This is a genomic window from Nonomuraea maheshkhaliensis, assembly GCF_039529435.1.
Taxonomy (GTDB): Bacteria; Actinomycetota; Actinomycetes; order Streptosporangiales; family Streptosporangiaceae; genus Nonomuraea; species Nonomuraea maheshkhaliensis.
In genome coordinates this window covers 52,261-66,201 of record NZ_BAAAMU010000034.1, presented here as the reverse complement: position 1 = coordinate 66,201, position 13,941 = coordinate 52,261, and the positions used below count along the sequence as shown (strand labels likewise).

The window sequence follows — 13,941 nt, the reverse complement described above, 5'->3', positions numbered from 1 at the left end:
GTTCAGCGTGCTCGTGCGGCCGTGCGGCGGAGGATCTCGGACTCCCCCGCGGCGCGCATCGCCTCGACCGGCACGTCCGCGACGCCCGTCATCAGCCGCACCTGCCGCACCGCCTGGTGCAGCAGCATCTCGAAGCCGCCGATCACGGTGCCGCCCGCCGCCTGGACCGCCGCCGCCGCGCCGGTCGGCCACGGCGAGTAGACCACGTCGAACAGCGCGGGCACGCGCGCCAGCCGGTCGGCGAAGACGTCGGCCGCGCCGCCCGGCAGCGTGGAGACCACCAGGTCCACCTGTGTGCGCGCGTCGAGCTTGTCGAACGTCTCCACCGCCAGCGCCACGCCCAGCCGCTCGGCCACCGCCACCGTCTCCCCCGCCCGCGCGGGATCGCGCACCAGCAGGGTCGCCGAGTGGAGCCCGAGGTTGCGCAGCGCCGCCAGCGTCGAGGCCGCCGTGGCCCCGCCGCCCAGCACGGTCGCCGACCGTGGGGCGGGCACCCCCGCCTCGGCCAGGGCCCGCTCGATGCCGTAGACGTCGGTGTTGTCTCCGTGGCGCCGCCCGTCCTGGAAGATCACGGTGTTGGCCCCGCCCACCTCGACGGCCGTCTCGGAGACCGTGTCGAGCAGGGGCAGCACGGCCCGCTTGAGCGGCATCGTCAGTGACAGCCCGGCCCAGGTGTCGTCGCCGGCGCCCGCCTGGCCGCGTACGGGCCCGAGCCCGGCCAGCAGCTCGGGCAGGCGCGCCTCGTCGCACTCGAACGCCTCGTAGCTCCACCCGCCGAGCCCCATCGCCTGATAGGCGGCCCGGTGCAGGTACGGCGAGAGCGAATGGCCGATGGGCGAACCCATCACCGCAGCCCGCATCCCCCACTCCTTCCGAACAGCACGACCCTACCGTCAACGCGGCACGTGACCATCCAAGGCGGCACAGGAGCGGCACAGGAAACGCGCACGGCCGCCCGGAGTGGTCCGGGCGGCCGTGGCGAGATGCTTCGGCGAGCGTGCGTACGTGCGGGTCAGCCGCCGTTGCGCTTGAACTCCGCAAGCAGTTCGTTGAACTCCGCCTCCGTGGTGGCGAACTTGGTGACGCTGCTCTTGGGGTCGGTGGCGACGAAGTAGCGCCACGTGCCCTTGGCCGGGTTGAGCGCCGCCTCGATGGCGTGGTCGCCGGGGTTGGTGATGGCTCCGGGCGGCAGGCCCAGGTTCGCGTACGTGTTGTACGGGTGCTTGATCTTCGTCTCGGCGAAGGTGGCGGTGGTGCGGTACTTCTTGAGCGCGTACATCACCGTGCTGTCCATCTGCAGCTTCATCGGCGGGTTGAGCTCAAGCCGGTTGTAGATGACGCGCGCGATCTTCGCCATGTCCTCCTGCCGGCCCGCTTCGGCCTGCACGATGCTGGCGATGACGACGATCTCGTGCGGCGTGCGGCCGAGGGCCTTGGCGCCGCCCTCGATGTCCATCTGCTCGGCCGTCTGGTTGAACCGGTCGACCATCGCCGTCAGCATCTGCTTCGGCGTGGTCTTGGGCTGGAACTCGTACGTGGCCGGGAAGGCGTACCCTTCGAGCCTGCCCTTCGCGTACGACGGCAGGTCCAGGTCCTTGGTGTTCTTCGCCGCGGCGGTGAACTCCTTGACCGGCTTGCCGGTCTCCTTCGCGAGGGTGGAGAGGGTGTCGGACAGCCGCAGCCCCTCCTTGATCGTCACCTTGGCGAGCAGCCGGTTGTCCGCGCCGAGGCGCTGGACCGCGGCGGCCGCGGACATCTTCTTGGCCATCTTGTACTCGCCCGGCTGCAGCTTGTCGCTCATCCCGGCGTTGGCGATGGCGTTGGTGAACGCCCTGGCGCTGGCGACGACCCCCTGCTTCTCCAGCTCCGTGGCCACTTCTGACGCGCTCTGGCCGCTCTTGATCTCGATGACGACCTCGCCACTGCCCTGACCGGTGTAGTCGTCGGGCACGAGGGCGTCGCTGAGCCACAGGTAGCCGTAGTAGCCTCCGCCGCCGATGATGCCCGCCAGGACGATGAAGGCGAGCAGCGGCGCGATGAAGCCACCCCGATTGCGGCGACGGCGGCGCCTGCGGCCGCGTCTGGCGGCGCCGCGGCCTCCACGGCGGCCGGAACCTTCGTCGTCCTCGGGGCCGAGCAGAGTGTTCAGATCGAGATCGTTCATAGGTGCGCTGGCCAATCTCCCGGTACTGCCTGCCGGGCGTCAAGCGGAAGTGCCCAACCGGCTGGAGTCACCGAGCGAAACTGGGGGACCCGCCGCACGTGCTGCCACGGACGGCGGAGATCACTCTGGGTAGCCATGCTAAGGGACGGAAAGAGGGCGCATGCCCCGTTTTGGGGCTTTTGCGCGGAGAGAGCGGCGGCCCTGGCGAACATCAGCTCGTCCCGAGGTTCTTGTTCAACTCTTCCCGGTATCTCACGAACTCGCTCTCTTTGTTGGTGAATTTGGTGATTCTATGGCCCGGATCCGTCGTGACAAACCAGTGCCAATCACCTTCGGCAGGGTTCAGGGCTGCCATCAGCGCCTTCTCGCCCGGATTGGCGATGGGCCCCGGCGGCAGTCCCTTGTGGCGGTACGTGTTGTAGGGAGAGTTCACCTTGGTGTCACTCTCCGTTACTTTGAGTGTCCGCCGGTTCTGGGCGTAGAGCACGGTGCTGTCGATCTCCAGCGGGGTGCCCTTCTGGAGCCGGTTGTAGATCACCCGGGAGATCTTCGGGTAATCCTCGTCCGTCCCGCCCTCCGCCTGGATCATGCTGGCCACCGTGACGACCTGCAGCGGGGTGAGGTTCACCTTCGCCGCCTGCTCCTCCAGGCCCACGTGCCTGGCCGCGGTGGCGAACCGCTCGGCCATCGCGGCCAGCACGTCCACGGCTGTGTCGCCGGGCTCGATCTCGTACGTGGCGGGGAACAGGAAGCCTTCGAGCCCGTTGGCGTACTCGGGGAGCCCGACGAGGTCCTTGTCCACGCCGCGCAGCTCCTCCAGCGGCAGCCCGGACAGCTTGGCCACGCGGGTCAGCACCTCCGACACCCGCATGCCCTCGGGCACGGTCACCCGCCGCACGATCCTGGACGCCGGGGCGAGGAGCAGGTCGAGCGCCGCCGTCGCCGCCATGCCCTTGCGCAGCCGGTAGTGGCCGGGCCGCAGCCGGTCGCTCATCGCGCGGTCCTCCGTCACGTTCACGAACGACTGCACGCTCGCCACCACCCCGGCGTCGGCCAGCGCCGAGCCGATGTCCGCCGCGCTGGAGCCGGGCGGGATGCGCACCGTCACGGCGCCGCTGCCCGTCCCCTCGAAGTCGTCGGGGCTGAGGTACGGCTTGAGCATCACGATCGCGCCGAGCCCGACGGCCAGCACGCCCGCCAGCAGCCCGGCGGACAGGAGCCCGACCTTCCGCATCGCCTGCCCCCGCCCGGCCGGCACCTCTTCCTCAGCCCCAGGGCCAGGCTCGTCCCGCCCGCCAGTGGCCCCGGAATCATCCCGCTCAACCCCAGGCTCAGGGCTGTCCAACCCGGTGGAGTGCTCAGGCTCGCTCTGCCCGGTCCGGCGCTCAGGATCGCCCTGCGCGGCCCGAAGCCCGGGGTCGTCGTGTCCGGCCCGAAGCTCGGGATCATCCTGCGCGACCCCGAATTCGGGGTCGCCCTGTCCGGCGCGGTGCTCGGCGTCGTCCTGCTCCGCCCGCGGTTCCGGCTCTTCGGCCGGGCTCTGCGCGGGCTGGAACGGGATCACGTCGTCGGCGTCGTCCTCGTTCTCAGGCGTCCTGTTCACGCGATCACCTCACCGGCGACCGTCGTTCCCAGACCTGCATCCGATGCCTCGGGCACACCTGTTGTACGCGCCGAAGACCGGCCAGGATCACATCCTCCCGGCAAGAACCCCATCACCCCGGGCGAGGAACCAGCCGTGAGCCGAAGACATGCTCGCCGCTGCGGATGAAGCGCCGCACAAGAGCCGTGGCCCACCCTCAAACGGACAGGCCGCGGCCCGGCGTGCCCGCACCATGAGCGGACGAGCAGCCGGGCGGACGGGTGAATCGTGGCAGGCCGAAGAGCCGGAGCGCGGCCGTTCATGAGGCAGGTCCGTCGGCCGCGGATGGCGGTTCGACGGGCCTGCCTGGTGGTCTTTCCGTGGCGCGCTCGGAGTCGAGCGCGTCTTGCAGCAGCACCACGGCCGCCGCCTGATCGACGACGCCGCGCTGCTTCTTGGCGCGTACGCCGCTGGCCCGCAGGCCCTGCTGCGCCGCGACCGTGGTCAGCCGCTCGTCGAACAGCCGCACAGGTGTGGGCGCCAGCCGGGCCGCGAGCTTGGCGGCGAACTCGCGGGCGAGCCCGGCCGCCTGTCCTTCGCGCCCCGACAGCGAGGTGGGCAACCCCACCACGACCTCGATCGCCTCGTGCTCCGCGACGATCGCCGCGATGCGGGCGAGGTCGCCCTTGCCTCGTCTGACAGTCTCCACCGGCGTGGCCAGCATCCCCGAGGGGTCACTGCGGGCCACGCCGATACGTACGGAGCCGACGTCCACGCCGATCCGTGCACCGAACCTCATGTCAGCCGAGCTGCCCAGAAATCGCCTCTTCGACCAGGCGCAGCGCGTCGCCGATCGCCTCCGGTCGCGTGCCGCCGCCTTGCGCGACATCGTCCTTGCCGCCACCGCCACCCCCAAGAGCCTTGGCGGCGACGCCGACCAGCCGTCCGGCCTTGAGCCCCAGCTCGCGCCCCGCCTCGTTGACCGTGGCAACCACCACCGGCCGGTCGGAGGGGGCACCGGCGATCACGACGACCGCCGGCCTGTCGGCCGGGAACCTGCCACGCACATCAAGCGCGAGCTTACGCAGGTCATCGGCGCCGGTGCCATCAGGCGCGCGGTGCGTCACGACGGAGACGCCGTGCAGGTCACGAGCCTGGGCGGTCAGGTCGCCCGCGACCTGGAGCACCTGAGCCGAGCGGACCTTCTCCAGCTCCTTCTCCGCCGCGCGCAGGCGGGTGACGATGCCGTCGATGCGCTCGGGCAGCTCTTCCCTGCGCGCCTTGAGCTGCTCGGTGAGCTGCGCGACCAGCACGCTCTCGCGCGCCAGGAAGCGGAAGGCGTCGATGCCGACGAGCGCCTCGACCCGGCGCACGCCCGCGCCGACCGATTGCTCGCCCAGCACCTTGACCAGGCCGAGCTGGCCGGAGCTGTGGACGTGGGTGCCGCCGCACAGCTCGCGCGAGTAGTCGCCGATCTCGACCACACGGACCTCGTCGCCGTATTTCTCGCCGAACATCGCCAGCGCGCCCATCGCCCTGGCCTCCGCCTGCGAGGTGTAGAAGGCGTTGACCTTGAGGTCGTTGATGAGCACGGCGTTGACCTCGTCCTCGACGTCACGCAGCACGCTGGGCGGGACCGCGCCCGCCGCGGTGAAGTCGAAGCGGAAGCGGCCGGGCGAGTTCTCCGAGCCGGCCTGCGCCGCCGTCTCGCCGAGCGCGTTCTTGAAGCCGCGGTGGACGAGGTGGGTGGCGCTGTGGCTGCGTGAGATCGCGCGCCGGCGCTCCAGGTCGATCTTCGCCTGCGCCTCGTCGCCGACCTTGAGCTCGCCGCTGCGGACCTTGCCGCGGTGCACGACGAGCCCGGCCAGCGGCGTCTGCACGTCGGTGATCTCGACCTCGGCCCCGCTGGTGCGGATCACGCCCTGGTCGGCGAGCTGACCGCCGCCCTCGGCGTAGAACGGGGTGCGCTGGAGCACGACCTCGACCGTGTCGCCCTCGCTCGCCGTGGGGACGGACACGCCGTCCACGAGGATGCCGACCACGCTGGTGTCGGCCTGGTTGTGGTCGTAGCCGAGGAACTCGACCTTGCCGCCCGCCTCCAGCAGCTGCCCGAAGACGGAGATGTCGGCGTTGCCGGTCTTCTTCGCCGCCGCGTCGGCCTTGGCGCGCTGCCGCTGCTCCTTCATGAGGCGGCGGAAGCCCTCTTCGTCGACCTTGAGCCCGTGCTCGGCCGCCATCTCCAGGGTCAGGTCGATCGGGAAGCCGTAGGTGTCGTGCAACTGGAACGCCTGGTCGCCGCTGATCGACTTGCCGGACTTGCGCTTGGTCTCCTCGACGGCCACGTCGAAGATCGCGGTGCCGGTGCGGAGCGTGCCGAGGAAGCTCGCCTCCTCGGCGTCGACGACCGCGTGGATCTGCGGCGCGTCGACCTTGAGCTCGGGATACTGCTCGCCCATGACGTTGATCGCCACGTCGGTCAGCTCGTGCATGTAGCGCTGGTCGCCCGAGCCGAGCAGGCGCAGGTTGCGGATCGAGCGGCGCAGGATGCGGCGCAGCACGTAGCCGCGGCCCTCGTTGCCGGGCATGACGCCGTCGGCGACCAGCATGGTGCCGGTGCGCACGTGGTCGGCGATGACGCGCAGGCTGACGTCGGAACGCGCGTCGCGGCCGTAGCGGGTCCTGGTGAGCTCGGCCGCCCGGTCGAGGATCTTGTACGTGGTGTCGATCTCGTAGATGTTGTCGACGCCCTGCAGGATCGCCGCCATGCGCTCCAGGCCCATGCCGGTGTCGATGTTCTTGCTCGGCAGCTCGCCGGAGACGTCGAAGTCGACCTTGGAGCGGACCTGGCTCAGCTGGTACTGCATGAACACCAGGTTCCAGACTTCGAGGTAGCGGTCCTCGTCGGCGACGGGCCCGCCCTCCCTGCCGTATTCGGGGCCGCGGTCGTAGTAGATCTCCGAGCAGGGGCCGCCGGGGCCTGGCACGCCCATGTGCCAGTAGTTGTCCTCCAGGCCGCGGCGCTGGATGCGGTGCTCGGGCAGGCCGACCTTGTTGCGCCAGAGGTCGTAGGCCTCGTCGTCCTCCAGGTAGACCGTCGCCCACAGCTTGTCTTCTGGGAAGCCGAAGCCGCCGTCGGACTCGGACTTCGTCAGCAGCTCCCACGCGAACGGGATCACTTCCGCCTTGAAGTAGTCGCCGACGGAGAAGTTGCCCAGCATCTGGAAGAACGTCGCGTGCCGGGTGGTCTTGCCCACCTCGTCGATGTCGGGGGTGCGCACGCACTTCTGCGCGGTGGCCAGCCGTGGCGCCGGAGGCTTGCGCTGCCCCAGGAAGTACGGCTTGAACGGCACCATACCCGCGTTGACCAGGAGAAGCGTCGGGTCCTCAGCGATCAGGCTGGCCGAGGGCACGACCTTGTGCCCACGCTCCTCGAAGAAGCGCAGGAAGCGGCGGGCGATCTCTGCCGACTCCATGGTGGCCATCCTTTACTTTGAGTCAGTTGTTGTCTTCAGCGTTGTCGAGCCCGAAGCGGGCTCGCAACCGGGTTTCGCGCTCCGCGGCCTCGCCGAGTGCGTCAGTAGTAAAGTCTCTCACCTGCCGGAGCATGCCCGCCGCGTTGTCGGCCGTCCTGCGGGCGACGTGGTCGGGGCGCAGCGCCTGCAGCCTGCGCATCACCCAGAACGCGAGGAACGCGCCGAGCGACAGGTAGAACAGCCGCCTGATCATCGCGAACGCCCTCCGGCACGGGCTCGCGAGCCGGGCCGGCGGCGGGCCTCGATGGCGCGGCGCACGCCGTAGCCGATCGAGGAGACCTTGATCAGCGGCCCGGTGAAGATGGTCTGGGTCACCGCGCTGAGTTTTGCGGCGTGCCCGCTGACCTGTTGCACGTCCTTGGTGATGGCCTCGACCGCGATCAGCTGCCTGTTGGTCTCGTTGACCGTGACGCTCATGTCGTCGAGCAGCGGCGCGAGGCGGTTGTTCAGGTCGGAGACCGCCTTGGTGGTCTCCTTGAGCAGTCTGGCGAGCTTGACGAGCACCATGACCATGACGCAGACCAGGACGATCCAGCCCGTGGCGGCGATCAGCCCGGCGACCTCTCCAGCGGTAAGCATCCGCGCATCTCCCTCGTACGCTGGGCCGGAACGGCAAGACCCTATCGCGTTCGAGTGACAACGTTAGTGCGGAAGCCCTCCGCGATCAGGCAGCCGCGTCGGCCCCTGACGCTTCCGTGACCGCGCGCATGAGGCCGCGGGCGGCGCTGATCTCCGGCGCCACCAGGCGTTCCGGCAGCGCCAGCAACGCCGCGCGCAAGGCTTTGAGCGCCGTGCCGGCAGCGTATCCGGCCGCGTGATCCGCCGCCGGGCCGCCGTGGCAGCCGTACATCCGCCGGGCCCAGCCGGGCAGCGTGGCGAAGGCCAGCGCGCCGGCGGCGGGCAGCGAGCCGAGCGCGAGCGACGACTCGCGAAGGGCGAGCCCGAGCACGAGCGACGGCTCCTGGAATGCGAGCCCGAGCGCGACGGACGGAGTCCGCAAGGCGAGCCTGAGCGCGAGGGCCGGGGTCCGTGAGGCGAGCTTGAGCGACAGCGGCGGGCTGACGCTGCGGCGCACGGCCTGGCGGGCCTCCTCGGTGGCGGCCAGGAGCGGGCGTGTCTCTTCGATGCGGGCCTCCAGCTCGGCCGTGTCTCCGGGCGCGTCGGCGAGCCCGGCGAGCAGGGCGGTGTGCCGCTGCTCGGCCACGTACGCGTCGCGCTCGGCCGCGGAGAGCCGCACGCCGGAGCGGCGGGCCAGCTCCAGGTGGGAGGAGACCTCGGCACAGTGGGCCCAGCACAGGTTCTCCCGCTCGTCCAGGCGGAACAGGGTGCCGGTGTCGGGGTCGAGGCCGACGAGGCGGGCGCGCACCCGGCGTACCCGCTCGTAGGCGTGCTCGGCCTGCTCACGAGTGCCGAACGTGCGTACGGCGAGGAGGTCGAGGTGGTGCCGCAGCCGGGCGTGGGCCACCTCGGGGTCGTCGAGGAGGCAGTTCTGGGCGAGGCCGCGGATCGTGCGGGGGTGCAGGGCCTGGAGCTGGAAGGCGCGCAGGGCGGCGGGCCAGGCCGGGGTCTCGGTGTGGACGCGCCAGGTGATCGACTGAGGGCCGAAGAGGCCGCCGCCGGGGGTAACGGTCGCCTTCACACGATGGTGATGCCCCAAGATCGGAAACTTAGTACGGCTTCACACGATTCGCCGGCGAACATCTCCCCGCCGTGCCCTGCCGAAAGCCGCAGCCACCAGCCGCAGTCGCCAGCCGCAGTCGCCGTGCCCGTACGAACGCCGCCGTCGTCCGCCCGCTCACCCCCTCCGGCACCCCGCGCTTACGAGCCCCGGAGGAAGTCGCGGATCTTGGCCCAGCGTTCGGCGATCGGCGCCTCGGCCCCGTGCCGGGTCGGCTCGTAGTAGCGCCGCTCCCGCACCTGCTCCGGCGCGTATTCCTGGCGGACGAGCCCGTGGTCGAAGTCGTGCGGGTAGCGGTAGCCCTCGCCGTGGCCGAGCTTGGCCGCGCCGGAGTAGTGGGCGTCGCGCAAATGGCCGGGCACCTGCCCGATCAGCCCCTTGCGCACGTCGCCGACGGCCGCCCCGATGGCCTTGACCACGGCGTTGGACTTGGGCGCGGTCGCACAGTGGATGACCGCGTGGGCCAGGTTGATCTGCCCCTCGGGCAGCCCGATCAGCTGCACGGCCTGGGCGGCGGCGACGGCGGTCTGCAGGCAGGTGGGGTCGGCCAGGCCGACGTCCTCGGAGGCGAAGATGACGATGCGGCGGGCGATGAAGCGCGGGTCCTCGCCCGCCTCGATCATGCGGGCCAGGTAGTGGAGCGCGGCGTCGGCGTCGGATCCGCGCATCGACTTGATGAACGCGCTGATCACGTCGTAGTGCTGGTCGCCCTGCCGGTCGTAGCGTACGGCGGCCTTGTCGACGGCCTTCTCCACCACCTCGACCGTGATGTCGTCGGCCAGCAGCGCCGCCGCTTCCAGGTAGGTCAGCGACCTGCGCGCGTCGCCGCCCGCGAGGCGTACGAGATGCTCCAGGGCCTCGTCGGCGAGCGTGGCGCGCCCGCCGAGGCCGCGCGGATCGGCCACGGCCCGCCTGAGCACGGCGCGCACGTCGTCCTCCGACAGCGACTCCAGCGTGAGCAGCAGCGAGCGGGACAGCAGCGGGGAGATGACCGAGAAGAACGGGTTTTCCGTGGTGGCGCCGATGAAGGTGACCCAGCGGTTTTCCACCGCGGGCAGCAGGGCGTCCTGCTGGGCCTTGTTGAAGCGGTGCACCTCGTCGACGAACAGCACGGTCTGGCGCCCGCTCATGCCCAGCTCGCGGCGGGCGTTGTCGATGGCGGCGCGCACGTCCTTCACGCCCGCCGAGACGGCGGAGACCTCGACGAAGCGGCGCTTGGTGACGTTGGAGACCACGTAGGCGAGCGTGGTCTTGCCGGTGCCCGGCGGCCCCCACAGGAACAGCGACATGGGCGCCTCGCTCTCGACCAGGCGCCGCAGCGGGGTGCCGGAACCGAGCAGGTGCCGCTGGCCGATCACCTCGTCGAGCGTGCGCGGGCGCATCCGCACCGCGAGGGGCTGCGGGGTGGCCTCCTCAGCCGCCGAGTCGAACAGGCTATCCACAACGCGAGATTACACGGTGAAACAGGCCCTCCGGGCCACACCGGACGGCTCTCGGGCTACGACCAGACGGCCCTGGCGCCGGAGTCGCCGGCCTGGAAGACGAACCAGCCGGCCACCGCGGCCAGCAGCACGGTCAGCGCCGACAGGAGCAGCGTGACGGAGCGGCCGAAGCGGTCGCGGCCGACGGAGTCGCGGGCCGGGCGGGTGGCGTACACGAGCAGCAGCGCGGCGACGCCCAGGCCGAGCACCGACAGCAGCAGCGGGTTGGCGAAGCTCTGATGGGTGGAGATGCGGGCGGCCATCTCGCCCTCCGCCGAGCCGAATCTGGCCGCCTTGAGGCTCTCGCCGCTCTGCCTGGCCGCGGCGACCGCCGCGGGCGCGGCCAGCGAGAGCAGCACCACCGCCCACGCCGTGGGAACCCGCCAGCGCGGCACGAGCGCGTACGCGACCGCGACGACGGCGAGCAGCGGGGTCAGGACGACGGCGAAGTGGATGACCAGCGGATGAGCCGGCAGGCCCAGGATCTCGTCGAACATGGGGGGCTCCTTAGTTCTCATTTCAACTACGAATCCCGACACCATATGGTTCGCGACCACAGCAGTCGCACATGCGGCTTTGGTCACTTACATCCGTCACATATCGGAGGCCGGTAGCATGCGCGGAGTTGTTTGGTCATCCGTTGGCAAAGACGAGAGGACATAGCGGTGAGCGGCGACGACCGCCAGAACGAAGAGGACCGCCAGAAAGAGCTGGCGCGGGAGCACAAGGAACGGCAGGCCCAGCGCGCTGCCGCGCAGACCGCCAAGGCAAGGCGGAACACCTTCATCGGCGCGGCGGTGGCCGTTGTCGTGGTCGCCGGCGGCATCTTCGCGGCGACCACCCTGGTCGACAAGGACGGCGCGACGGCCGCCGGGGCGCAGACCTCGGCCTCGCCCTCCGCCCCGGCCTCCCCCTCCGCCGGGCCGACCGAGCTGCCGACCACCACGCCGCCGAAGAAAGCGAGCGACATCACGTGCACGTACAAGCGGGACACCTCGGTGCCGCACAAGTACGTGGGCATGCCGGGCAAGCGGCCGAACCTGAAGCTCACGACGATGACGGTCCGCACCAACCGCGGCGACATCGTGATCGAGGTGGACCCCAACATCTCGCCGTGCTCGGTCAACTCGATGGCGTTCCTGGCGAAGAAGCGCTTCTACGAGAACACCAAGTGCCACCGGCTGGCCAAGCCGGAGACGTCGGGGGTGTTCCTGCTGCAGTGCGGCGACCCGCAGGCCAAGGCGGACGGCAAGAACCCGACCGACGGCCAGGGCAACGCCGGGTACGTCTTCGGTGACGAGGCTGTGGGCGTCGTCCCCTACACCAGGGGCGTGGTGTTCCTGACGCAGCCGGCGGACGCCGCCGGGCAGAACAGCAGCCAGTTCGCCATCTCGCTGTCGGACGAGAACTCCCAGATCGAGCCGGCCTACTCGGTCCTCGGCATGGTGAAGTCCGGCCTGGAGATCATCGACAAGGTCGCCGAGGAAGGCGTGATCGTCAACCCCGACGACGTCACGGGCGACGGCGGCTCGACCGCGCCGAAGAACCCGCTGATCATCAAGCGCGTCATCCTCAAGTAGCGGACGCGCGAAAAGCGGCAGGCCCCCGGAAAGGGGTGCCTGCCGCTTTCGTTGTCAGCCGCGGGGTGCCCGACGCCTGCGCAGAAGACTCAGAAGAGCGGCAGGCGCCGGCGCCTGCCGCTTCTGTGTCACCGGTGTCAGGCCGGCGCGTCGGCCTTGGGCTGGGCGTCCACGCCGGCCTCCTTGCGCTGGACCGCCGTGATCGGCGTGGGCGCGGAGGTCAGCGGGTCGAAGCCCGAGGCCGTCTTCGGGAACGCGATCACGTCACGGATCGAGTCGCCGCCGGACAGCAGCATGCAGATCCGGTCCCAGCCGTAGGCGATGCCGCCGTGCGGGGGCGGGCCGTACTTGAACGCCTCCAGCAGGAAGCCGAACTTGCTCTCCGCCTCCTCCTTGGAGATGCCGAGCACGTCGAAGACGCGCTGCTGCATCTCGGCCCGGTGGATACGGATCGAGCCGCCGCCGATCTCCATGCCGTTGCAGACCATGTCGTAGGCGTAGGCGAGGGCCTCGCCCGGGTGGTCCTGGAAGTTGTCGGCCCACTCCGGCTTCGGCCCGGTGAACGGGTGGTGCACGGCCGTCCAGCCGCCCTCACCGTCCTCCTCGAACATGGGCGCGTCGACGACCCACAGGAACGACCACTGCGACTCGTCGATGAGGTCGCAGCGCCGCCCGATCTCCAGGCGGGCCGCGCCGAGCAGGTCGCGCGAGGCGGACCTGGCCCCGGCGGCGAAGAAGATCGCGTCGCCCGGCCTGGCGCCGACCTTCTCGGCCAGCCCGGACAGCTCCGCCTCCGACAGGTTCTTGGCGACCGGGCCGCCGAGCGTGCCGTCGTCCTGCACGAGCACGTAGGCCAGGCCCTTGGCGCCGCGCGAGCGGGCCCACTCCTGCCAGCCGTCGAGCTCCTTGCGGGTCTGCGAGGCGCCGCCCGGCATGACCACCGCGCCCACGTAGTCGGCCTGGAAGACGCGGAACGTGGTGCCGGCGAAGTAGTCGGTCATCTCGACCAGCTCCTGGCCGAAGCGCAGGTCGGGCTTGTCGGAGCCGTAGCGGGCCATGGCGTCGGCGTACGTCATGCGCGGCAGCGGCAGCGGCAGCTCGTAGCCGGCGATCTCCCGCCACAGCCGGCTGATCAGCTTCTCGCCGACCTCGATGACGTCTTCCTGGTCCACGAACGACATCTCGACGTCGATCTGGGTGAACTCCGGCTGACGGTCGGCCCGCAGGTCCTCGTCGCGGTAGCACTTGGCGAGCTGGTAGTAGCGCTCAAGACCGGCCACCTGGAGCAGCTGCTTGAACAGCTGCGGCGACTGCGGCAGCGCGTACCAGTTGCCGGGCTGCAGCCGCACCGGCACCAGGAAGTCACGCGCGCCCTCGGGCGTGGAGCGGGTCAGCGTGGGCGTCTCGACGTAGACGAAGCCGAGCTCGTGCATCACCTCGTTGGCCAGGTAGGTGGCCTTGGAACGGGTGCGCATGGCGTTGGCCACCTGCTGGCGGCGGATGTCGAGGTAGCGGTATTTGAGCCTGGCCTCCTCCGACACCCCGACGTTGCCCTCGATCGGGAACGGCAGCGGCGCGGACTCGCTCAGCACCTCGACCCGGTCGGCCACGACCTCGATGGCGCCGGTGGGCAGGTCGGGGTTCTCGTTGCCCTCGGGGCGCACCCTGACCTGGCCGACGACCTGCACGCAGTATTCGGCGCGCAGGTCGTGGGCGTGGTCCTCCTCGCGGAAGACCACCTGCGCCGAGCCCGAGGCGTCGCGCAGGTCGATGAAGACGACGCCGCCGTGGTCACGGCGGCGCGCCACCCATCCTGCGAGCGTCACCTGATGCCCGGCGTGCTCCTCGCGGAGCGACCCGGCGGTATGCGTGCGGATCACTGCACTTTCCCTTCTTGCGGAGAGGAGAGGGGCGGCAGCGGCC

12 protein-coding genes are annotated in these 13,941 nt (G+C 70.6%); 1 reads left to right on the top strand and 11 read right to left on the bottom strand.

Annotated features, from left to right (window positions below; translation table 11 throughout):
* Positions 1-2: 2 nt before the first annotated feature.
* From ABFX54_RS23520 to ABFX54_RS23475, 10 genes are all read right to left on the bottom strand, one after another.
* Entirely contained in the window at positions 3-860 is an 858-nt protein-coding gene (locus ABFX54_RS23520; RefSeq protein WP_346108056.1) for a shikimate dehydrogenase, read from the bottom strand.
* A 152-nt stretch (positions 861-1,012) separates the two neighbouring features.
* The gene (gene mltG, locus ABFX54_RS23515) at positions 1,013-2,164 is read right to left on the bottom strand and encodes an endolytic transglycosylase MltG (protein WP_346108054.1); all 1,152 of its coding nucleotides are present in this window, start codon (positions 2,162-2,164) and stop codon (positions 1,013-1,015) included.
* A gap of 211 nt (positions 2,165-2,375) precedes the next feature.
* Complete coding sequence (gene mltG, locus ABFX54_RS23510) at positions 2,376-3,767, bottom strand: endolytic transglycosylase MltG (protein ID WP_346108052.1); 1,392 nt, start codon at positions 3,765-3,767, stop codon at positions 2,376-2,378.
* Positions 3,768-4,065: 298 nt separating this feature from the next.
* Positions 4,066-4,545: a Holliday junction resolvase RuvX gene (gene ruvX, locus ABFX54_RS23505; protein ID WP_346108050.1), complete on the bottom strand. Its 480-nt coding sequence runs from the start codon at positions 4,543-4,545 to the stop codon at positions 4,066-4,068.
* A 1-nt stretch (position 4,546) separates the two neighbouring features.
* A complete protein-coding gene (gene alaS / locus ABFX54_RS23500) occupies positions 4,547-7,219 on the bottom strand; it encodes an alanine--tRNA ligase (RefSeq protein ID WP_346108048.1) in 2,673 nt (890 codons plus the stop codon).
* Between the two features lie 22 nt (positions 7,220-7,241).
* Entirely contained in the window at positions 7,242-7,472 is a 231-nt protein-coding gene (locus tag ABFX54_RS23495) for a hypothetical protein (protein ID WP_346108046.1), read from the bottom strand.
* Complete coding sequence (locus ABFX54_RS23490) at positions 7,469-7,858, bottom strand: DUF948 domain-containing protein (RefSeq protein WP_346108044.1); 390 nt, start codon at positions 7,856-7,858, stop codon at positions 7,469-7,471. Before ABFX54_RS23490 ends, ABFX54_RS23495 begins: the two co-directional genes overlap by 4 nt.
* Positions 7,859-7,943: 85 nt before the next feature.
* Positions 7,944-8,918: an oxygenase MpaB family protein gene (locus tag ABFX54_RS23485; RefSeq protein WP_346108042.1), complete on the bottom strand. Its 975-nt coding sequence runs from the start codon at positions 8,916-8,918 to the stop codon at positions 7,944-7,946.
* A gap of 179 nt (positions 8,919-9,097) precedes the next feature.
* Positions 9,098-10,339: a replication-associated recombination protein A gene (locus ABFX54_RS23480; RefSeq protein ID WP_487047320.1), complete on the bottom strand. Its 1,242-nt coding sequence runs from the start codon at positions 10,337-10,339 to the stop codon at positions 9,098-9,100.
* A gap of 116 nt (positions 10,340-10,455) precedes the next feature.
* Positions 10,456-10,935, bottom strand: a complete 480-nt coding sequence (locus ABFX54_RS23475; protein ID WP_346108038.1) for a DUF2231 domain-containing protein — start codon at positions 10,933-10,935, stop codon at positions 10,456-10,458.
* A 168-nt stretch (positions 10,936-11,103) separates the two neighbouring features.
* On the opposite strand from ABFX54_RS23475, the gene ABFX54_RS23470 reads away from it, so the two are divergent.
* The gene (locus tag ABFX54_RS23470) at positions 11,104-12,018 is read left to right on the top strand and encodes a peptidylprolyl isomerase (protein ID WP_346108037.1); all 915 of its coding nucleotides are present in this window, start codon (positions 11,104-11,106) and stop codon (positions 12,016-12,018) included.
* Positions 12,019-12,155: 137 nt separating this feature from the next.
* On the opposite strand, the gene aspS is transcribed toward ABFX54_RS23470, so the two are convergent.
* On the bottom strand, positions 12,156-13,898 hold the full coding sequence (gene aspS, locus ABFX54_RS23465; RefSeq protein WP_346108036.1) for an aspartate--tRNA ligase: 1,743 nt from the start codon (positions 13,896-13,898) through the stop codon (positions 12,156-12,158).
* Positions 13,899-13,941: the final 43 nt, after the last annotated feature.

What these genes read in the sequence shown, in the direction of transcription:
- alaS (WP_346108048.1), bottom strand. Translation starts at nt 7,219, where the DNA reads ATGGAGTCGGCAGAGATCGCCCGCCGCTTCCTGCGCTTCTTCGAGGAG.
- ABFX54_RS23520 (WP_346108056.1), bottom strand. Translation starts at nt 860, where the DNA reads ATGCGGGCTGCGGTGATGGGTTCGCCCATCGGCCATTCGCTCTCGCCG.
- mltG (WP_346108054.1), bottom strand. Translation starts at nt 2,164, where the DNA reads ATGAACGATCTCGATCTGAACACTCTGCTCGGCCCCGAGGACGACGAA.
- ABFX54_RS23495 (WP_346108046.1), bottom strand. Translation starts at nt 7,472, where the DNA reads ATGATCAGGCGGCTGTTCTACCTGTCGCTCGGCGCGTTCCTCGCGTTC.
- ABFX54_RS23480 (WP_487047320.1), bottom strand. Translation starts at nt 10,339, where the DNA reads ATGCGCCCGCGCACGCTCGACGAGGTGATCGGCCAGCGGCACCTGCTC.
- ABFX54_RS23475 (WP_346108038.1), bottom strand. Translation starts at nt 10,935, where the DNA reads ATGTTCGACGAGATCCTGGGCCTGCCGGCTCATCCGCTGGTCATCCAC.
- ABFX54_RS23490 (WP_346108044.1), bottom strand. Translation starts at nt 7,858, where the DNA reads ATGCTTACCGCTGGAGAGGTCGCCGGGCTGATCGCCGCCACGGGCTGG.
- ruvX (WP_346108050.1), bottom strand. Translation starts at nt 4,545, where the DNA reads ATGAGGTTCGGTGCACGGATCGGCGTGGACGTCGGCTCCGTACGTATC.